The organism is Deminuibacter soli (assembly GCF_003412455.1).
Taxonomy (GTDB): domain Bacteria; phylum Bacteroidota; class Bacteroidia; order Chitinophagales; family Chitinophagaceae; genus Deminuibacter; species Deminuibacter soli.
In genome coordinates, this window is sequence record NZ_QTJU01000001.1 from 1,139,636 (window position 1) to 1,158,524 (window position 18,889).

Below are 18,889 nucleotides of genomic sequence, written 5' to 3' on the forward strand. Positions count from 1 at the left end.
CTATCCTTGTTTTTTGCTGTAGTATCCGTTGGCTGCAATCTCTTCCTGCACTTTATCCGGAACAATATATCTCACCGAACGTCCGTCCCGTATCATTTGCCTCACCTGCGTAGCTGATATTTCCAGCAAAGGTGCATCTACAATGGTATGTTTTGTTCCGAAAGTATCTGTAACCGGATAACCGGGACGGTTGTAAATGATAAAAGAGTAATCCCTTTTTAGCAAATCAAAGTTCTTCCATTTGGGCAGGTTCTGAAAACTATCTGAGCCCATAATGATCACAAACTCGTGGCCGGGATATTTTTCATGCAGGTAAGTAAGGGTATCAATGGTGTAGGATGGCTTGGGGAGTTTAAATTCTACATCAGTAACCTTCAGGTTGGGTGCACCATCAATAGCCAGCCTGGTCAGGTGTAAACGGTGGTACTCATTCAGCAAACCTGCAGAAGGCTTCAGCGGATTTTGCGGCGATACCACCAGCCATACCTGCTGCACAATATCCAAACCTGCCACATAATTGGCAATAATGAGGTGACCAACATGGATGGGATTAAAGGAACCGAAGTAAAGACCTACTTTCATGTGGGGTTGTACGGCGAAGTTTGGTTAAACAATCTCTTCTACAAAAATATGATCTGCTTCATTTAACCGCAGGCTCAGGTTATACCCTGCAACCGAGATAGAAATGGGATCACCCAGCGGTGCCACCTGTTCTACCCTGATGAGTTCACCCGGTATACAACCCATTTCCATCAGCTTGATAAATATATCGTCATTTTCAAAAGAATGAATCACCACCTTTTTACCTATGCCTATTTCGGATAAACGCTTCATGTTCACTAAATATATTTACAAAAGTAAGCTCGCAGATCGTGTATTTGTTACGAATTTTGGAGAGACAAAAATACATTAACATTGACTAAGGTATATTTCCATTCTGCCGACCGGCAACTGACCATCCCTAACAAAACAGCACTCAAGCAATTTGTAGAAACCATCTTTAAGAAGGAGAAACACCCATTGCAGGAGATCCGTTATATCTTTTGTTCAGACGACTATTTACTGCAGATTAACCGGGATCACCTGCAGCACGATTATTACACAGACATTATCACCTTTGACCTGAGTGAGGGTAATGGAACCATTGGGGAAGTATATATTAGCCTAGACCGGGTAAAAGACAACGCCAAAACCCATGAGACCACCTACCCTACAGAAGCCCGGCGCGTTATTTTTCACGGAGCGCTGCATTTGTGCGGATACAAGGATAAGAGTAAGGCCGACGCTGTAAACATGCGCAAAATGGAAGATCTCTATTTAAAAAAATACCTGGTATTCCTTGACAAACAATAATGTGAAACGTTCCACGTGGAACAAAAGCTAGGTATATACAATTCAATGTTGTTTAGTTAAGTGTATTTGATATTTTAACCGCAAAGAACACAAAGGAAAACCCCGCCAAGTTCACAAAGGAACCCATTATGTTTATTTTCATTATGTCTTGATTGGTAATACCGGCACCTAATATCGTTTAAATAATACCTTTTTGTGATCTCTGTGGGTTTTCCCTTTGTGTTTCTCTGTGGTAGAAAATCAATCATCTTCGGTTATTCTGCCATCCAACTTCAAACCTTAAACTTTAAACTTTTAACATTAAACACCCCAACGTTCCACGTGGAACATAGTAATCAATTTGTAAAATAACTAGTCTGCCTGCCATCTCACGTTCCACGTGGAACGTAGGCTATTGTAGGAACTGTATCTTTGCAAAAATTATTAGAGGAATGTTTCCAGAATACGATGTAATAGTAGTAGGTGCAGGTCATGCCGGGTCTGAGGCTGCCGCTGCTGCTGCTAACCTGGGTAGTAAGGTATTACTGATTACGATGAATATGCAAACCATTGGACAAATGAGTTGTAACCCCGCCATGGGTGGTATTGCAAAAGGACAAATTGTACGGGAGATAGACGCCTTAGGTGGTTACAGTGGCATTGTCACAGATGAAAGCATGATCCAATTCAGGATGCTGAATAAGAGTAAAGGTCCTGCCATGTGGAGCCCCAGGGCTCAAAACGACCGTATGCTCTTCGCTTCCAAATGGAGGGAGATGCTGGAAAATACCCCCAATGTAGATTTCTACCAGGATATGGTGAAGTCAATCATTATTAAAAACAACCGGGCCTGCGGTGTGGTTACAGGTCTGGGTAACGAAATAAAGGCAAAAAGTGTCGTTGTAACCAGTGGTACCTTTCTCAATGGTATCATCCATATAGGTGAAAAGAAATTGGGTGGTGGCCGTGCCGGTGAAAATGCCGCAACCGGTATTACGGAGCAGCTGGTGACTTTTGGTTTCGAAGCCGATCGCCTCAAAACCGGCACCCCACCAAGGGTAGATGGCCGCAGTCTAGACTACACGAAAATGGAAGAGCAGCGAGGTGATGAAGAAATTACCGGGTTCTCTTACCTGGATGTAAAGAAGATTACACCGGCAGAACAGCGCAGTTGTTACATTACCTATACCAGCGAGCAGGTACATGATATGCTGAAAACAGGGTTCGATCGCAGTCCCATGTACACCGGACGTATTGAAGGGGTGGGTCCAAGGTATTGCCCCAGCATTGAAGACAAGATTAATCGCTTCGCCGACAGGGACAGGCATCAGCTGTTTGTAGAGCCGGAAGGTTTTAATACCGTAGAGATTTACGTAAATGGCTTTTCAACTTCCCTGCCCGATGAGGTGCAGTATAAAGCATTGAGCATGGTGCCCGGCTTTGAGAATGTACGTTTCTTTCGCCCGGGTTATGCCATTGAATATGACTACTTCCCCCCTACACAGTTAACCTATTCACTGGAAACCAAAATCATCAGCCATCTTTTCTTTGCAGGCCAGATCAACGGAACCACCGGTTACGAAGAAGCTGCCTGCCAGGGATTAATTGCAGGGATTAATGCGCACCAGAAGGCAAAGGAACTGGAACCCTTCATCCTGAAAAGAAGTGATGCTTACGTTGGTGTGCTCATCGATGATTTGATCAGCAAGGGAACCGAAGAACCTTACCGTATGTTTACCAGCCGCGCCGAATACCGCACGTTGTTAAGGCAGGATAATGCCGACCTCCGTTTAACGCCGATGAGCTACCGCTTAGGTTTGGCCAAACAGGAAAGAATGGAGAATGTATTGGCTAAGGAAGATGCTGTAAAAAGAATCAGGAAAACCCTGAATGAATTTGCCATTGATCCGTCAGAGGCTAACCAGTACCTTGAATCAATTGGCTCTGCAGTGCTCACCGAAAAACAACGTGCCAATAAACTGCTGTTGCGCCCGAATATCGACCTGGCTGCTATGATCAACGCCATGCCTTCCCTGGCTGCAGCACTGGCAAATGAAACAGCTGATTCACTGGAGCAAACAGAGATACAGGTAAAATATGAACGATATATTGAGAAGGAGCAGGAACTGGTAACCAAGTTGTCACAAATGGAAGAAGCCATTATCCCTGACAGTTTTGATTACAGCAAGGTAGGTTCACTGAGTAATGAAGCCTTACAAAAGTTCAATAAAATAAAGCCGCGCACATTGGGGCAAGCCAGCAGGATAAGTGGTGTAAACCCAAGTGATGTACAGATACTGATGGTATATATGGGCAGGTAAGAACTCCTTACATGATATATTCAGCAGGCCGGGTAAGCTTAATCGCTTCACCCGGCCTGCTTTTTTAGCTACACTACTTGACCCTGCAATGCGTAGCCCTTCTCCTTTTGAATAAAATGAACGCTCTCTTTATCTCCTATTCAATTTAACTTTTACTTATAGAATCCCTGTTTACGTAACCAAGCTAAAACTTCTCTTATGAGATTTTTCTACCTTCTAAAAAAAAACGCGCTAACCGTTCTGTCGTTGGTGCTGTTGTCTCTGATTACATCAACGGGCGTTAAGGCGCAGTTGAAAATTGGTGACAACCCAACTACCATTACCAAGTCGGCCCTGCTCGAATTACAAAGCACCAGGCAAGGTTTCCTGTTGCCACGTTTGGCCGATACACTTGACATCAATGCGCTCGTTCCCCCGGATGGTATGATGATTTACCTGGATCCTGCCGCAGGAACCGGCCGCGGTTTGTACATCCGCAAATCAGGTGTATGGCAGCGCATTACTACCGATTCTTCTACTGCAACTACAAGCTGGAATCTCAAAGGAAACAATCTTGCTACCACCAATGCATTTTTAGGAACCCTCGATCAGCGGGCCCTCCGTATTGTGACCAACAGCCTGGAAAGAATGGTGATCGACAGCGTAACTGGTGATGTATCAATTGCCAATAAACTTACTGTTACAAAATCCATTACAGGGGCAGATAGCATTACCGGTCAGCATGTATTTGCACTGGATACAGTAAAAGCGCCTAACCTGGTTTCAACAGACAGTTTGTATTTAACCAACCTGCAAGCGAACAGTGCCTTTAATGAAGTACTGGTGATTAATACGGCAACCGGTGCAGTGTCTCGCAGAACACTGGATTCGGCTACGTTCAAGGGATTCATCATAGGCAATTTTGATACAACCGGTTTTGTAACCGGCCTGGAAAAAAGAGCAGGTGTTGGCAGCGCGAAAGATTCTCTGATATTACATGCAGCCACAGAAACTTTACCTGGTGGTGTATCAGTGGTATCACAAAGATTTGCCGGTACAAAATCATACAGGGATTCTGTGATGGTAAGCGGCACCGGTACTCCCAACTCAAACCTGCAGGTCGCGGGCAGTCTTTCGCTGAACATACGAACAACCACCAGTTCTGAAACCATACACAGTGATGATTACACGGTACTCGCAAACCCCGCTGCCACTATTACCCTAACGCTGCCTGACCCCACGGGATTAAAAGGGCGTACCTATATTATCAAGAAAATCGGTGGTGGTTTGGACAATGCAGTAAACGTACAGGGCAATATTGAAGGGCTGGTAAATACCACCTATGTTATTTATAACGACTACTCGTTTATAAAAATACAAACCGACGGAACCAGCTGGTATATTATAGACAAACAGTAATCACCTGTTATTCTATGTTCAGCCCATGACAGGTATAAGCATATTGAAAAGCATTCTGAAAAAGACAATTATATTAAATATAATTTTAATATATTTTCAACCTGTTATTGCGCAAACTGAAGACATTTACCTGCACAATAACACCAGTATGTTTTTTTTTAATAAGGATACTGCCGCCCTGTATGGTAATATATTCATTAACGGCAGCCTTGCACAGGAAACAGGCAGTTATTTGTATTTCTTTGGAAAGAAGTGGATCAATACCAAAAGCGCCACGCTTGTTGATGAATCCCCCACAGGATTTTTAAACAATGGTGGCGTTGTTAATTTCCAGCAACCAAGCACACGTTACGGTGATCTTGGCCGGCAAAACATTATCGGCAGTTATGACGCGATAAACCTGAAAGGCCCCAGTTTTGCTTCCCTTGCATTAAACAACGCGGCAGGTTTACAACTGGATGACAGCAGCGACCTCGCTGTGCGCAGGCAACTGTACCTGCGTAACGGGAATATCTATCTTAACGGATCGAGCCTGGTGATTGGCACGGATATCAACCGCGGGTCAATTGAAGGATTTACAGATAAACGGTATGTGGTTACCGGCACACAACCCATGGGTGGCTTTATCCATTTCAGAAGTGTGAATAAAAGTACCGACAGCCTCATCTTTCCTATTGGCAGCACAGATACATCCTACACACCTATGTCTGTAAACAACACCGGTGTTACCAACCATTTCAAGGGCCGTGTATTTGATAAAACTTTTGACCAGGGATTAAGCGGTACCGATATCAGTCACCGTTCCATCAACAAAACCTGGCTGCTGGCTGCGGTAGACAACCCGCTGCAGGGAAGCGTGGCATTACAGCACAATATACCGGAAGAACCTTTTATCTTTTTTGATAACAGGGACGGGGCGTATGTTGCGCACAATATAAATGGCAGCTGGGACGCCGGGGAAATTTACGGGCCGCCAAAAAATCCCGGTTTGTTAACCACGGGTGCACCCATTACCATTGCCGGCACCAACACACGGATATTTGCCAATGACCCGGCCAATACCCTGTACATACTTACCAAGCTTACAAAAGATACCACGCATTACCAATATCCACGTGAGCTGATTGATTTCACAGCAACCAGGTTAAGCCCGGTTGCTGCAAGGCTCGACTGGCACGCCTTATTCACCAATCGTATTGTACGGTTCGATATCCAGAAAAGAAAAACCAATGAGCTGGACTGGACAACCATTGGCAGCGTAAATGCCACCAGCGAAGTGGGTTATACTTTTCCTGACAATGATGTGTATTATCCTGACCCGATTTATTACCGTTTGAACGTGATTTATAAAATCGGCGTCAGCAAATATTCAGAAGTCCGCTCTATCCCGGGTGTGGGCAACAACTTTGCCATTGCTTATCCCAACCCCACTGTTGGCGAGTTTACCGTTACAGTGGCCGACTATACCCAGGTGGCCAGCATCGGCATTTACGACTACCTCGGCAGAAAACTGGAAGAGCAGCGTGTGCCTGGGCCTAACACCAGGTTCAACATACACCATTACGCATCGGGCATCTATCTCGTGCTCATTGTTTCAAAAGACAAAAAGCTGATTACTTCATTGAAAGTGATTAAAGAAAACTAGGCTTGCGCGTGATTGTAGATAAGTGTAAAATCCTCGTTAAATGAACGGAATACAAACAGTAATCCTGTAGTTTCGTAGTATTCCAAAATTCAACAGTAAGCCTTTGCGCAGGAACTTTACACAACTGTTTATTTGTTTGTTTTGCTGTTGCTGTATGGCACAGTCGTATGCCCAGTTGCAACGCTGGGACATCCAGGGCACTGTATACGATTACACCAACAAACGCCCGGTTGAAGCCGTTACAGTTTTAAGTACCAGCGGCGGTGTAGCCATTACCGATACCCTGGGTAAATACCGTGTTCCGGTAAGGCAGGGAGATTCTATCTGGTTTTCGTACCTCGGGAAAAATACCATGAAGTACAGGGTGGATACTATTGAAAATACTGCGGCTTTTGAAATAGCCCTGCATGTGGATATTCACCTGCTGCCTGAAGTAAGGGTTAGATCGAGCAACTACAAATTCGATTCCGTACAAAACAGGCTCGACTATGCCAAAATATTCAATTACCGCAAACCGCGGTTAACCACCAGCAGCAATCCGCCTTCTACTTATACACCGGGCAGTTTAACCGTAGGTTTAGATCTTGATGCTATTATTGACATGTTCCGCGTAAAGAAAATGCGCTCGATGATGGCACTGCAAAAAAGATTACTGCAACAGGAACAGGATAAATATATCGACCACCGTTTTACCAAACGCCTGGTACGCCAGCTCACCAATGCAGACAGTACGAATGTTGACATCTTTATGAACACTTACCGTCCTTCCTACGAATTGCTGCAATTGTTCAACGACCTGGAACTGGGTTATTATATCCAGCAATCATACAAAAACTACATCGCCACCAAGCGAAGAAGACCAGTTTACCCACAACTACGCTTTTAAATGCATCAGAAATAAAAATGCCGTATCTGTGGATACGGCATTCGTTTATGTGGATAACCCAATGTGTGTTGTTAATTATCCAATAAGTCCGGCGGCACGGCTAATCTCCAACATGCGTTCAATGGGCTTCAGCGCTGCCACGCGCAGCTGTTCGTTCATCGTAATTTCCGGCAGCTCATGTTCCATGCACAGGTACAGTTTTTCCAGCGTATTCAGTTTCATGTGCGGGCAGTCATTACACGCACAGGCGTTATTGGGTGGTGCAGGAATAAATGTTTTATGCGGCGCATCTTTCTGCATCTGGTGCAGGATACCTGTTTCTGTGGCCACGATATACTCCTGTGCATCGTCTTTTACCGCGAACTTCAGCAGCTGGGTGGTGCTGCCCACAAATTCGGCTTCACGCAGAATCGGGTCTTCACACTCCGGGTGAGCAATAAGCTTTGCCTTCGGGTGACGCATTTTAAGGCGCGTAATCTTCTCCAAACTAAAAATCTCATGCACCATACAGGCGCCATTCCAGAGGAGCATGTTGCGCCCCGTTTTCTTGTTTAGATAGGCACCGAGGTTTTTGTCGGGTGCAAAAATGATAGGCTGATCTTCCGGAATGCTTTCAATGATCTTTTCTGCATTGCCGCTGGTGCAGATAATATCACTCAGTGCTTTGATCTCGGCCGAGCAGTTGATGTACGATACCACAATATGATCCGGGTGCTGCTCCTTAAACTTTTTGAACAGCGGTGCAGGTGCACTGTCGGCCAGGGAGCAGCCTGCCTTTAAATCGGGCAGCAGCACCTTTTTATGCGGGTTGAGGATCTTCGCTGTTTCGGCCATAAAATGCACGCCGGCGAAAACAATGATGTCTGCGTCGGTTTTGGCAGCCTGCTGGGCCAGGCCCAGGCTGTCGCCAATATAATCGGCCACATCCTGGATATCGGGCTCCTGGTAATAGTGCGCGAGCAGGATGGCATTTTTTTCTTTTTTCAACCGTTCTATTTCCGCGAACAGATCAATGGTGGGATCCACATCCACATCGAGGAAGCCGTTTTTTTCCAAATTCAATTTTGCTGTTGAAATGTTGATATCCATCGTATTATTATGTATTAATACATTATTTATATAAAAACCCTATTACTATTACGGGTGTGTATAACGGGATAACTTACTTATCCCCACAGAACAAAGTTAACTTTTACGGCATTATCCACCGTAATTCACAATTAGCTCACAATCAATAATTCAATAGGCAAAAGGATTTGCGGCATTTTTTAACAACGGGGGATATTTCAATGCGGGTTTTTACACAATACCCAATTCACAGGATATGCACTGTTAGTTAACTGGTGGAAATTCGTGTGCAAAAACCGGTATTCCGGCAATTTCTTAAAATTGGCTGAAATTGTTCCACCTGTATGCACTTTCGCAAAAGTCAAAAACCGGGTTTATCCACAGGAATATACCCTTGTTAACAGGTTGATGTTGAAAGGTGTTCCACGCTACCGGCGTGGAACCGGAATTTTTCCCCGGGCATGGCGGATGGCCTTAATGACGGCTTAAAAATCCGGCGGAACGGAAAAATCGGGAAAAGCAGCGGCCTGCTTAAATTTTAGCTGTTATCCACAATTTGTTCAAATGCCAGATTCCCCTATTTTTGCCATCTTCTTATAAACCTTATACTATAATATGTCACTAATCCAAAGGATTCAGGATAAGCAAAAATGGGTGTTCGGCACGATTGCAGCTGCACTGGTCATTTTTATTGTACAGGATGCTTCTGTTCACAGAGGCTCACTGTTTTCCAACGGCACTACTGTTGGTAAAGTAAACGGCGAAAAAATCGACAAGAAAGATTTTGAAGCCAAGATGGATATGATTACACAGATGCAGGGCCAGCAGGCACCGCCCCGTGAACAACTGATGCCAAACGTTTGGCAGTTCATGGTGGAAGAAACTATCCTGAAACAGGAAGAAGATAAACTGGGTCTTGTGTTTAACGGCAAAGAATTAAACGACATATTATTTGGTGATAATCCTCCTGCCTGGATGAAACAGCAGTTCACCGATCCGCAGACCGGTGAATATAAAATAGATGTTGCGAAATCAACTTTTGCGCAGATTAAAAAACAGAAGAACAACCCACAGGTTGCTGCTTTTTATGAAGCGTACATCCAGCCTACTATCGACCAGACGGTGCGTATGAAATATACCAGCCTTATTTCACAGGCAGTATATGTTCCGAAATGGATGTCACAGAAATTAAATGTGGATAACAGCTCTATTGCCAACATATCTTATGTATATGTCCCTTACAGCTCAGTAAGCGACAGCACTGTTAAAGTAAGCGACGATGAAATCAGCGCTTATGTAAAAAAGAACGCCAGCCAGTTTGAGCAGGAAGAAGAAACAAGAACGATTGCTTTTGTTAGCTTCGATGCTTCTGCGAATGGTGCAGACAGCGCTGCAGTGATCAGCCAGCTGAATACACTGAAACCTGAATTTGCTGCAACCGCAGATGCCAAATCTTTTATTGCCGCCAAAGGTTCTGAACTGCCTTACTACGATGGTTTTGTAACAAAGGTTAATATGAAAATGCCAAACGCCGATACGCTGATGCATTTAGGCGATGGCCAGGTATTTGGTCCTTATGCAGACGGCCAGAACTTTGTAATTGCTAAAATGGTTGCACGCCGTGTTATTCCCGATTCTGTAAAAGTGCGCCACATATTAGTGAAGGTAGCTGACCAGGGTGGCCAGCAGGTACTGAGCGATAGCATTGCCAAGAAAAGAATTGACAGCATTGAACTGGCTGTAAGAAACGGTGCTGACTTTGATGCCATGGTACAGAAATATTCTGATGACCCGGGAAGCAAAAGCACCAAAGGTGAATACACATTCAGCTCTACACAATACGGCAACCTGTCAAAAGAATTTGCTGATGTTGCTTTTTATGGCAACACGGGCGACAGGAAAGTGGTGAAAGTTGAAAACGCTTCTTATTCAGGTTACCATTATATAGAAGTACTCGAACAGAAAAATAAACAGGAAGCCTACCAGATTGCTTACATCGCAAAACCGATTGTTGCCAGCCAGGAAACAGTCAGCGCAGCAAACACAGCTGCCCAGCAATTTGCCGCCAGTGTAAAAGACAAAAAGCAATTTGAAGAAGCGGCCACCAAACTGGGTAAATCTCCTGCCCTTTCTCCTGAGATCAGGGAAAATGATTTCCAGGTAGCTACATTGGGTAACAACCGCTCTTTTGTAAAATGGATTTTTGAAAATAACCAGGGTGATATTTCTGCTCCTACCGAAATTGGCGAGCGCTATGTTGTAGCCATGGTTAATAATGTGAATAAAGCCGGCCTGCTTTCTGCAAGCGCAGCACGTCCGCTGGTGGAAAACATCCTGAAAAACGAGAAAAAAGCCAAACAGCTGATTGATAGCAAATTTAAAGGCAGTACCCTGGAGGCTTATGCACAGAGTGCAGGTACAACTGTACAGCGTGCAGATAGCGTTTCTTTCAGAACACCATTTATTGCAGGTTTGGGCAGCGAGCCTAAAATTGTGGGCGCAGCTTTCAACAAAGCACTGAGTGCGAAAGCTTCTGAACCAATTGCAGGTTCAACCGGTGTATTTGCTGTGAAAAGCGAAGGTATCAGCGCAAGCCAGTCTGGCGGCACCCCTGAAGATCAGCGCCGTTCACTGGAAGCCAACATGAAAGCGCAGATCGGTTACCGCGCACTGGACGCACTGCGTAAAGCGGCTGACGTAAAAGACAACCGTTCTAAATTCTATTAGTCGTTTTACCAGCATATTTGAAAAGGCCGCCCCGCAAGGGCGGTCTTTTTGTTTACCCCCTGTTTTTTCGGATTGCGGAAAATTAACAGTACTGCTGCTTAACCCGGCATGCCGGGGTGGCCGGGGTTGAAAATAGTTGGTAAATTTGCGTATGCAGGAACAGATTGTAAATAAAATAGCAGAAAGCGGGTTAATTACCCTTGACCTGGAGGAATATTACCCGAAAGAAGAGATTGTGGTGTTTGATATTAAAGACCACCTGTTTATGGGTATGATGCTGAAGGAAAAAGATTTCAGGGCATCATTGCAGGGGCTTGACTGGGAAGTATACCGCGGCAAAAATGTGGCAGTAACCTGCAGTGCCCAGGGAGCCATTGTTCCGCTGTGGTCGTACATGCTGGTAACCACTTACCTGCAGCCTGTTGCGAAATATGTAGCGTACGGCGATGCGAAAAGCCTGCTGAATACGCTATTTGTCAAAAATCTTTCGGTGCTGAAAGGTGAAGACTATACCGACAAACGCATTGTGGTAAAAGGCTGTGCCGATGTGCAGGTGCCAGAAGCCGCGTATCTTGAAATAACCAATATACTGCGCCCCTTTGCCAAAAGCATTATGTATGGCGAACCTTGCAGCACAGTGCCCATTTTTAAAAAGAAGCCTTAAACAGACTGTTTAAACCAGCCGCGTTTTTTAAACATTACCAGCATACCAATGGGGATAATGATCATTAAGATAACAGCGATGTAAAAACCCTTTCGCTGGTGCGTGAGCGGAATGATGTCGAAATTCATACCGAAGATGCCACCGATAACTGTTGCGGGCGCGAGCAGACAAGTAACAATGGCAAGCACCTTCATTACCTCGTTCATTTTGAGGTTCACCTTATTCAGGTAAAGATCCTGCAGGCTGGTCATCATATCGCGGTAGCTTTCTACCAGTTCATTCGCCTGCATAATGTGATCGTACACATCTTTAAAATATTTTGTGGTACTCTCCTGCAACAGTTCACTTTCACTGCGTATAATATTGCTGACCATATCGCGAACCGGCGCCACATTGCGTTTCAGCACAATCATTTCCTTGCGCATGTTATTAATACGGGCCAGCGAACGGCTGTCGTTGAAACGTGCAATGTCTTCTTCAAGCAATTCAATACGTTCTCCCAGTTTTTCGAGTACCAGGTAATAATGGTCAACAATCATATCGAGCAGCGAGTAACAGAGATAATCTGCACCGCTTTGCCGCAGCTTGGTATTTGCCACACGCAGTCTTGCACGCAGCGTATCGAACACATCGCGGTCTGCATCTTCCTGGAAGCTGATTAAAAAACCTTTGCCGAGCGCAATGCTTATCTGCTCTGTTTCTACCGAACTGGTTTCTTCATTAAAGTATAACATATTGAGCAGGCAGAACAATATGCCGTCAATCTCGTCTACTTTGGGGCGTTGGCCAATGCTCAGTATATCTTCTACCAGCAGGTAGTGAATGCCAAAATGCTGGCCAATGCTTTCCACATCCTGCTTGCGTAAGCCTTCAATGTTTATCCAGGTAATGTGATTGTTGTCTTTACATTCGAAGCAGTCAACAATGTGCTGAACAGCAAATTCTTTCAGTTCTGTTCCGTTATAATCAAAAATGGAGATAACGGTTTTTTCCGCTTCCTGCCTTACCGGGATAATGGTAGGGTTAACCAGCAGAATTTCCTTGGTTCGTTTGGTATTAATTAACGGACGAATCAGATTAAGATACTTGTTAACAGGCATGTTCATAACTGCATACTGTTTTTAAAACTGCTGCCGGCAGGCAGTTACCGTAAAATTAAGACAGCTTGGTATTACTCGTACCGGATATCTTTTCCAAACGGCATCAGCGACAGTTCTACCAGTTTCAGGTGCTGCATGGCAAAGGGAATACCGATAATAGTGATCGCGAGCAAAAACGCAAAAAGCAGGTGAATTATTGCTGTATAAAACCCGCCGCAAAAAAGCCAGATAATATTAAACAGCAAACTGAGACAACCGCCGCTACCATTGGTTGTGACAACTTTTTTGCCGAAAGGCCATAATACCAGGCCCGCAATTTTAAAGCATTGCAAACCGAAGGGAATACCGATAATGGTGATGCACAAAACAAGTCCGCCCACCACATAACCCAGTGCCGACCACAATCCCCCGAAGATGAGCCAGATTAAATTGCCGAGAATTTTCATAGTAACAGTAGTTTTGGTATGTTGGTTTTTAAATGGTTTTGATTACCTGCGCAGCCTGGCTTCTTCCAGGTCAAGCTCCAATTCTGTATTGCGTAGCAATTCATCTGAATATCTTTTTTCGTGGCGCATGCTATCGAGTTCTTTCCTGCGAATGGCTACAATTTCTAACAAAAAAGTACGGTAACGGGGCAGGAACGCGGGTGTGTTATCCTTGTTTTCATCGTCGAGTAAATTTTTGTTGGCTATTTCAATCATACGCGCGTAGCGGCCTTTCACACGGTTAAAAGCATCAATCTTGGCAACATCATCCGCATATTCCGATTCAATAAAATCCATTACAGCTGTGGCCATGCGCAGGCGGATGGCTTTCTGCTGCTGGCTTTCACTATCGCCGGCTTCTTCTTCCACATTCATCAACTTTACCAGGAAGGAAAGACTTAAGCCCTGCAGTACCAGTGTAACCAGTATCACGATAAAAGTAATAAACAGTATCAGGTTGCGGTGTGGAAAACTCTGGCCATTGTTCAGGGTAAGTGGTATAGATAAAGCCGAAGCCAGTGATACCACGCCACGCATGCCACTCCATGCAACAATGAAAACCGATTTCCAGGATGGCCGCTCTTCTACAGCGCGAACGCGTTTGCTGAATATTCTTGGTAAATAGGCGCCGGGGAATACCCAGATAATGCGGATAACAATAGTAAGCAAACTGATAATTACTGCATAGCCGATAACAGCTGTAATAGAATAACCTTCGAGGCTTTTGATGATATCGGGCAGCTGTAACCCAATTAGGATAAACACAATACCATTGAGCAAAAACACCAGTGTGCTCCATACACTGGTAGACTGTAAACGGGTACTATAGTTGAATACACGGTGTGAACAGAAAGAAGAAAACAAACCGCCGGCCACTACGGCAAGCACACCCGAACAATGAAAATGCTCGGCAGCGATATACATTAAATAAGGCGATATTAAAGTAATGGCCGTATCAATTGCGGGTGTGGTGGGTAAAAACCGGTGAACAAGATAAATAACATTACCCAGCAGTAACCCTGCAGCAATACCGCCAAGCGATACCGTAAAGAAATTCACTTCTGCCTGCCACAATACAAACTGCCCTGTAAAAACGGTGGCCAGTGCAAAACGGAAAACGATCAGGCTGGATGCATCATTAATAAGGCTTTCGCCTTCAAGTATGGTGGTAATTCTTTTCGGAATTTTTAAACCCTGCAAAACAGTTGTGGCTGCAATAGCATCGGGCGGTGAAACAATGCCACCAAGCAAAAAGCCAAGTGCCAGTGAAAAGTCGGGAATAATGGCATGCGCTACAAACGCGATGGTTGTGGCAGTAAATAATACCAGCACAAATGCCAGCATAAAGATGGGCCGCTTGTATCGCCAGAAATCATTCCAGGAAGTATTCCATGCAGCGGCATATAACAAGGGTGGTAAAAAGATAATAAATACAATATCAGGACTTAAAGATACGTGCGGGATATTGGGAATTAAGCTAATGCCCAGCCCTGCAAGTACCAGTAAAATAGGATATGAAATACGCAGCTTTTCACTGAGCATCGCCAGCATGGATACTACAAAAAGTAATGAAATGATGAGTAACAGCGTGTTTTCGAGCATGGCGGAAAGATAAAAACAAAGGTGAATAAATGAATTTAAATTAATGTATTTAAAACGCGCAGACTACTGAATTTCTATTTCATAAATAAGGATTTACAGATAATAAAAATAAAATATTTTGTTAACCCGCCACATTGTCTGTGATGCAGGTGCAATGGATAATTAAAAAAATTGGCACAATTATTCTATAGATACCTACAACCATATATAAGGTACAGCGGTTTAACCGTTGAAATACTTTTTTGTAAGTAAATTCAGTAAATATGAAACAACAGCTCATTCTGGCGGCACTATCTTCAACCCTTTTATTTGCATGTGTCAGCCCTAAAAAATTACATGAAGCAGAAGCAAGGTATGGCCAGCTAAACGGCGCCTATCTTGAGCTTCAGGGTAAACTTCGCAAATGCGAGCAAGATTCAAAAGATTCTGCCGATGCCTATGCACGCAGGGCATCTTCATACCAGCACAAAGTTGAAAGCATGAACGACCAGGTTGACATGCTGAAACAAAACAACAACCAGATATTGGGTCAGTTAAAAGATCTGTCAGTTATTTCAGGATCGCAGGCTGCCAGCATCCAGAAATCTCTGGAAAATATCGGTGCAAAGGATGCCTATATCAAAGATTTGCAAGGTGCCATTGCACGTAAAGATTCATTGAACATGGCACTGGTGATGAACCTGAAAGGCGCTATTGGTAACCTGAACGACCAGGACATTAACATCAAAGTGGATAAAGGTGTTGTTTACATTGATATATCTGACAAGCTTTTGTTTAAAAGCGGCAGCTACGATATAACCGATGCGGCTAAAAATGTATTGGGTAAGGTAGCAGCAGTACTGAACAACCAGCCCAACATTGAATTTATGGTAGAAGGCCATACAGACAATGTTCCGTTTAGCCGCGGTGTACTGGTTGACAACTGGGACCTGAGTGTGAAACGTGCAACAGCAGTAGTACGTGAGCTGCAGAACCATTATGGCATTACACCTGCACGCATGACAGCAGCAGGCCGCAGCGAGTTTGTACCCGTTAGCGCTAACGATACACCGGAAGGTAAAGCAGCCAACCGCAGAACAAGAATTGTTATTCTGCCTGAACTTGACCAGTTCTTTAAGCTGCTTGAAAAACCGGAAGCCGGCGGATCACAGCCCGTACCCCCACCGCAGAAATAATTTCAAGGGTTATATTATAATGAAAGTCCCCCGGCCTGGCCGCGGGACTTTTTTTGTTTGGACAACAGCACTTACATTTAGGAAAATTTGTATTCATGTATCAAGCAAACGCTGACCGTTATAACCAGATAGCATACCGCCGCTGCGGACGAAGCGGCCTGAAGCTGCCGGCTATTTCACTGGGCCTGTGGCATAATTTCGGCGATGTGGATGTGCAGGAGAACTGCCGCAACATGCTGCGCCTTGCATTTGACAATGGCATTACGCATTTTGACCTTGCAAACAACTATGGCCCCCCTCCCGGCTCTGCCGAAGAAAATTTTGGCCGCATACTGCACCAGGATTTCAGCAGCTACCGCGATGAGCTGATTATTTCTACCAAGGCGGGTTATACTATGTGGGATGGTCCGTATGGCGACTGGGGTTCAAAAAAATACCTCGTATCAAGTCTTGACCAGAGCCTGAAACGCATGAAGCTGGAATACGTGGATATTTTTTATCATCACCGCCCTGACCCTGAAACACCGCTGGAAGAAACCATGACAGCACTGGATTTAATTGTGCGGCAGGGAAAGGCACTGTATGTCGGTTTATCCAACTACCGCACGGCCGAAGCCACCAAAGCCCTGCAGATACTGCGTTCATTAGGTACACCCTGTTTAATACACCAGCCCAAATATTCCATGTTTGAGCGTTGGATAGAAGATGACGGTTTACTTGACCTGCTGGAAAAAGAAGGTGTAGGTTGTATTCCTTTTTCACCACTGGCACAAGGCATGCTTACCGACAAATACCTGAAAGGCATTCCGGCCGATTCGAGGGCAGCCAAAAGCCATGGGTTTTTACAGGAAAGCCAGATTACGCCTGAGAAACTGCAGCAGATACAGGAGCTGAACAAGCTGGCACAGCAACGTGGCCAAACACTGGCACAAATGGCACTGGCCTGGATATTAAAAGACAAGCGGATTACCTCTGTGCTGATTGGTGTGAGCAAAACACAGCAACTGGCAGATTGCCTGGATAGCCTGAAAAAAACAGATTTCAGCGAATCTGAACTGGCAGCAATTGAAAAAATTCTGCTGGCAGCTTAATCAATACCGGTAAAAGCAGGGAGTGGCAGGGAAATTGAACCGGTTTCCTTAGCCAAAAACAAGATCTATGAAATATATCATTGTAATAGGTTGCCTTATACTGGCAACCGCCTGCCATAATGCTTCGCCGGGAAGTAAATCGCCCGTTGCAGGGCAGGCAACAGCTGCAACACCAACATCAGGACAAATGAAAGATACCGCCGCAGCAACAGATACCTCTATTGCAGGTGAATGGTACCTGGTTCCGCAACTGGCATCAGACAGTGCTGCGGGCAAGCTGCCTGCCATTCGGTTTGATGTGGCAGTAAATGCATTTTCAGGTAACACAGGTTGTAACGTTATGCGCGGCACCTATGTAAAAGCCGGTGACAGCATCGTTTTTAACAAACAGGTGATTACCACGCGTATGGCTTGCATTGGTTACAACGAAAAAGCATTCCTGGATAATTTGTTCAGGGTAAACCGGTTTAAATTATCGGGTACCGAGTTGTGGTTGTATGAAAATGATGCCGTGTTGTTTAAATGGAGCAGGAAAATAACAACGCCGCTTAAAAAAGCATAGTACAACATGATTGTACTAAAAGCTATTCTGTGCCTTAGGGCCGGAATAGCTTTTTATTGCAATAGGGTGAGCAGTTGCCTGGCATTTTCAATAGCGTAACCGGAAATGTCGTTGTTGAAAAATGCCCACACGTTATGCCCGCTATTACGCCATTCTTTTATGTGTGCTGCAAAATACTGCAGCTGCTTACCGGTGTAAGCAGAATTATACAAGCCTTCGGGCCCATGAAACCGGATATACATGTGTTTGGCTGTGCTATATTCCGCATAGGGAAACCCTTTGCCAGACTGCGCTACCACGAAAGCGATATGGTAGTGCTTCATTAAACTGATACTCTCCTGCTGCAACCAGCTTTCGTGCCTTACTTCCAGGGCAAAATCGTATTGGTGATATTGTTTTTTAAGGAGGGAAAACAGGTTCTCGCATATGGCTGGATTGAAGCGTAGAGACGGCGGTAACTGGAGCAGTACCGGCCCCATTTTAGATTGCATCCTGTCAAACACATCAAAGAAACGCTGCAGGGGTACTTCGGGATCGTGCAGGTGTTTCATGTGTGTGAGATAACGGCTCATTTTGGGGCAAAATAAAAAGTGCGCTGGTGTTTTGTTTAGCCAGCCGTCTACTGCCGCTGGTTTTGGCAGGCTGTAAAAGCTGGTATTGATTTCCGTAACACCAAAGGTTTGCGCGTAAAACAACAGCCAGTCTGTGGGCTTCATTTTATCGGGATAGAATAATCCTTTCCAGTGTTTATAACTCCACCCCGATGTACCGATATGTAGATTGCCCTTGCGCATAAAGAAGCAGATACAATATGCCTGCCACGCATAAAAAAA

At 44.7% G+C, this 18,889-nt stretch carries 17 protein-coding genes; 10 read left to right on the forward strand and 7 right to left on the reverse strand.

Going from position 1 to position 18,889, the window contains the following annotated elements:
- Nucleotides 1-582 carry a nicotinate (nicotinamide) nucleotide adenylyltransferase gene (nadD, locus tag DXN05_RS04945; protein ID WP_116846068.1) on the reverse strand — a complete coding sequence of 194 codons (582 nt, stop codon included), beginning with the start codon at nucleotides 580-582 and terminating at the stop codon, nucleotides 1-3.
- 24 nt (nucleotides 583-606) lie between these two features.
- Nucleotides 607-834 carry a FeoA family protein gene (locus tag DXN05_RS04950; protein ID WP_116846069.1) on the reverse strand — a complete coding sequence of 76 codons (228 nt, stop codon included), beginning with the start codon at nucleotides 832-834 and terminating at the stop codon, nucleotides 607-609.
- Nucleotides 835-915: 81 nt separating this feature from the next.
- On the opposite strand from DXN05_RS04950, the gene ybeY reads away from it, so the two are divergent.
- The 5 genes from ybeY to DXN05_RS04975 all read left to right on the forward strand — a co-directional run bounded on the left by ybeY (nucleotide 916) and on the right by DXN05_RS04975 (nucleotide 7,582).
- The gene (ybeY, locus tag DXN05_RS04955; RefSeq protein WP_211329978.1) at nucleotides 916-1,353 is read left to right on the forward strand and encodes an rRNA maturation RNase YbeY; all 438 of its coding nucleotides are present in this window, start codon (nucleotides 916-918) and stop codon (nucleotides 1,351-1,353) included.
- Between the two features lie 431 nt (nucleotides 1,354-1,784).
- Nucleotides 1,785-3,653 (forward strand): tRNA uridine-5-carboxymethylaminomethyl(34) synthesis enzyme MnmG, encoded by a 1,869-nt coding sequence (gene mnmG, locus DXN05_RS04960; RefSeq protein WP_116846070.1) that lies wholly within the window; start codon nucleotides 1,785-1,787, stop codon nucleotides 3,651-3,653.
- A gap of 198 nt (nucleotides 3,654-3,851) precedes the next feature.
- Entirely contained in the window at nucleotides 3,852-5,051 is a 1,200-nt protein-coding gene (locus DXN05_RS04965) for a hypothetical protein (RefSeq protein ID WP_147313838.1), read from the forward strand.
- A 148-nt stretch (nucleotides 5,052-5,199) separates the two neighbouring features.
- Nucleotides 5,200-6,696 (forward strand): T9SS type A sorting domain-containing protein, encoded by a 1,497-nt coding sequence (locus tag DXN05_RS04970; protein ID WP_158559127.1) that lies wholly within the window; start codon nucleotides 5,200-5,202, stop codon nucleotides 6,694-6,696.
- A 154-nt stretch (nucleotides 6,697-6,850) separates the two neighbouring features.
- The gene (locus DXN05_RS04975) at nucleotides 6,851-7,582 is read left to right on the forward strand and encodes a peptidase associated/transthyretin-like domain-containing protein (RefSeq protein ID WP_116846073.1); all 732 of its coding nucleotides are present in this window, start codon (nucleotides 6,851-6,853) and stop codon (nucleotides 7,580-7,582) included.
- A 75-nt stretch (nucleotides 7,583-7,657) separates the two neighbouring features.
- Here the strand turns inward: DXN05_RS04975 and nadA are convergent, their stop codons facing one another.
- Nucleotides 7,658-8,644 (reverse strand): quinolinate synthase NadA, encoded by a 987-nt coding sequence (gene nadA / locus DXN05_RS04980; RefSeq protein ID WP_245975126.1) that lies wholly within the window; start codon nucleotides 8,642-8,644, stop codon nucleotides 7,658-7,660.
- Nucleotides 8,645-9,265: 621 nt separating this feature from the next.
- Between nadA and DXN05_RS04985 the strand changes: the two genes are divergently transcribed.
- Both DXN05_RS04985 and DXN05_RS04990 read left to right on the forward strand, forming a co-directional pair.
- A complete protein-coding gene (locus tag DXN05_RS04985; RefSeq protein ID WP_116846075.1) occupies nucleotides 9,266-11,377 on the forward strand; it encodes a peptidylprolyl isomerase in 2,112 nt (703 codons plus the stop codon).
- A gap of 151 nt (nucleotides 11,378-11,528) precedes the next feature.
- A complete protein-coding gene (locus tag DXN05_RS04990) occupies nucleotides 11,529-12,041 on the forward strand; it encodes a DUF2480 family protein (protein WP_116846076.1) in 513 nt (170 codons plus the stop codon).
- On the opposite strand, the gene corA is transcribed toward DXN05_RS04990, so the two are convergent.
- The 3 genes from corA to DXN05_RS05005 form a co-directional block, all read right to left on the reverse strand.
- A complete protein-coding gene (gene corA, locus DXN05_RS04995; RefSeq protein WP_245975127.1) occupies nucleotides 12,038-13,147 on the reverse strand; it encodes a magnesium/cobalt transporter CorA in 1,110 nt (369 codons plus the stop codon). The two genes, DXN05_RS04990 and corA, sit on opposite strands and share 4 nt — an antisense overlap.
- A gap of 65 nt (nucleotides 13,148-13,212) precedes the next feature.
- On the reverse strand, nucleotides 13,213-13,587 hold the full coding sequence (locus DXN05_RS05000; RefSeq protein WP_116846077.1) for a YccF domain-containing protein: 375 nt from the start codon (nucleotides 13,585-13,587) through the stop codon (nucleotides 13,213-13,215).
- Between the two features lie 42 nt (nucleotides 13,588-13,629).
- A complete protein-coding gene (locus DXN05_RS05005; protein WP_116846078.1) occupies nucleotides 13,630-15,228 on the reverse strand; it encodes a Na+/H+ antiporter in 1,599 nt (532 codons plus the stop codon).
- Between the two features lie 263 nt (nucleotides 15,229-15,491).
- Between DXN05_RS05005 and DXN05_RS05010 the strand changes: the two genes are divergently transcribed.
- The 3 genes from DXN05_RS05010 to DXN05_RS05020 all read left to right on the forward strand — a co-directional run bounded on the left by DXN05_RS05010 (nucleotide 15,492) and on the right by DXN05_RS05020 (nucleotide 18,056).
- A complete protein-coding gene (locus tag DXN05_RS05010) occupies nucleotides 15,492-16,403 on the forward strand; it encodes an OmpA/MotB family protein (RefSeq protein WP_116846079.1) in 912 nt (303 codons plus the stop codon).
- Between the two features lie 95 nt (nucleotides 16,404-16,498).
- Nucleotides 16,499-17,494, forward strand: coding sequence for an L-glyceraldehyde 3-phosphate reductase (gene mgrA, locus DXN05_RS05015; RefSeq protein ID WP_116846080.1), 996 nt, complete (start codon nucleotides 16,499-16,501; stop codon nucleotides 17,492-17,494).
- A 67-nt stretch (nucleotides 17,495-17,561) separates the two neighbouring features.
- Nucleotides 17,562-18,056, forward strand: coding sequence for an META domain-containing protein (locus tag DXN05_RS05020; protein ID WP_116846081.1), 495 nt, complete (start codon nucleotides 17,562-17,564; stop codon nucleotides 18,054-18,056).
- 53 nt (nucleotides 18,057-18,109) lie between these two features.
- On the opposite strand, the gene DXN05_RS05025 is transcribed toward DXN05_RS05020, so the two are convergent.
- Complete coding sequence (locus DXN05_RS05025; RefSeq protein WP_116846405.1) at nucleotides 18,110-18,850, reverse strand: DUF72 domain-containing protein; 741 nt, start codon at nucleotides 18,848-18,850, stop codon at nucleotides 18,110-18,112.
- Nucleotides 18,851-18,889 lie beyond the last annotated feature (39 nt).

Excerpts from the sequence above, each read along its gene's own strand:
- nadD (WP_116846068.1), bottom strand. The coding sequence starts at position 582 with ATGAAAGTAGGTCTTTACTTCGGTTCCTTTAATCCCATCCATGTTGGT.
- DXN05_RS04950 (WP_116846069.1), bottom strand. The coding sequence starts at position 834 with ATGAAGCGTTTATCCGAAATAGGCATAGGTAAAAAGGTGGTGATTCAT.
- mnmG (WP_116846070.1), top strand. The coding sequence starts at position 1,785 with ATGTTTCCAGAATACGATGTAATAGTAGTAGGTGCAGGTCATGCCGGG.
- DXN05_RS04965 (WP_147313838.1), top strand. The coding sequence starts at position 3,852 with ATGAGATTTTTCTACCTTCTAAAAAAAAACGCGCTAACCGTTCTGTCG.
- DXN05_RS04970 (WP_158559127.1), top strand. The coding sequence starts at position 5,200 with ATGTTTTTTTTTAATAAGGATACTGCCGCCCTGTATGGTAATATATTC.
- DXN05_RS04975 (WP_116846073.1), top strand. The coding sequence starts at position 6,851 with ATGGCACAGTCGTATGCCCAGTTGCAACGCTGGGACATCCAGGGCACT.
- DXN05_RS04985 (WP_116846075.1), top strand. The coding sequence starts at position 9,266 with ATGTCACTAATCCAAAGGATTCAGGATAAGCAAAAATGGGTGTTCGGC.
- DXN05_RS04990 (WP_116846076.1), top strand. The coding sequence starts at position 11,529 with ATGCAGGAACAGATTGTAAATAAAATAGCAGAAAGCGGGTTAATTACC.
- corA (WP_245975127.1), bottom strand. The coding sequence starts at position 13,147 with ATGAACATGCCTGTTAACAAGTATCTTAATCTGATTCGTCCGTTAATT.
- DXN05_RS05000 (WP_116846077.1), bottom strand. The coding sequence starts at position 13,587 with ATGAAAATTCTCGGCAATTTAATCTGGCTCATCTTCGGGGGATTGTGG.
- DXN05_RS05005 (WP_116846078.1), bottom strand. The coding sequence starts at position 15,228 with ATGCTCGAAAACACGCTGTTACTCATCATTTCATTACTTTTTGTAGTA.
- DXN05_RS05010 (WP_116846079.1), top strand. The coding sequence starts at position 15,492 with ATGAAACAACAGCTCATTCTGGCGGCACTATCTTCAACCCTTTTATTT.
- mgrA (WP_116846080.1), top strand. The coding sequence starts at position 16,499 with ATGTATCAAGCAAACGCTGACCGTTATAACCAGATAGCATACCGCCGC.
- DXN05_RS05020 (WP_116846081.1), top strand. The coding sequence starts at position 17,562 with ATGAAATATATCATTGTAATAGGTTGCCTTATACTGGCAACCGCCTGC.
- DXN05_RS05025 (WP_116846405.1), bottom strand. The coding sequence starts at position 18,850 with ATGCGCAAGGGCAATCTACATATCGGTACATCGGGGTGGAGTTATAAA.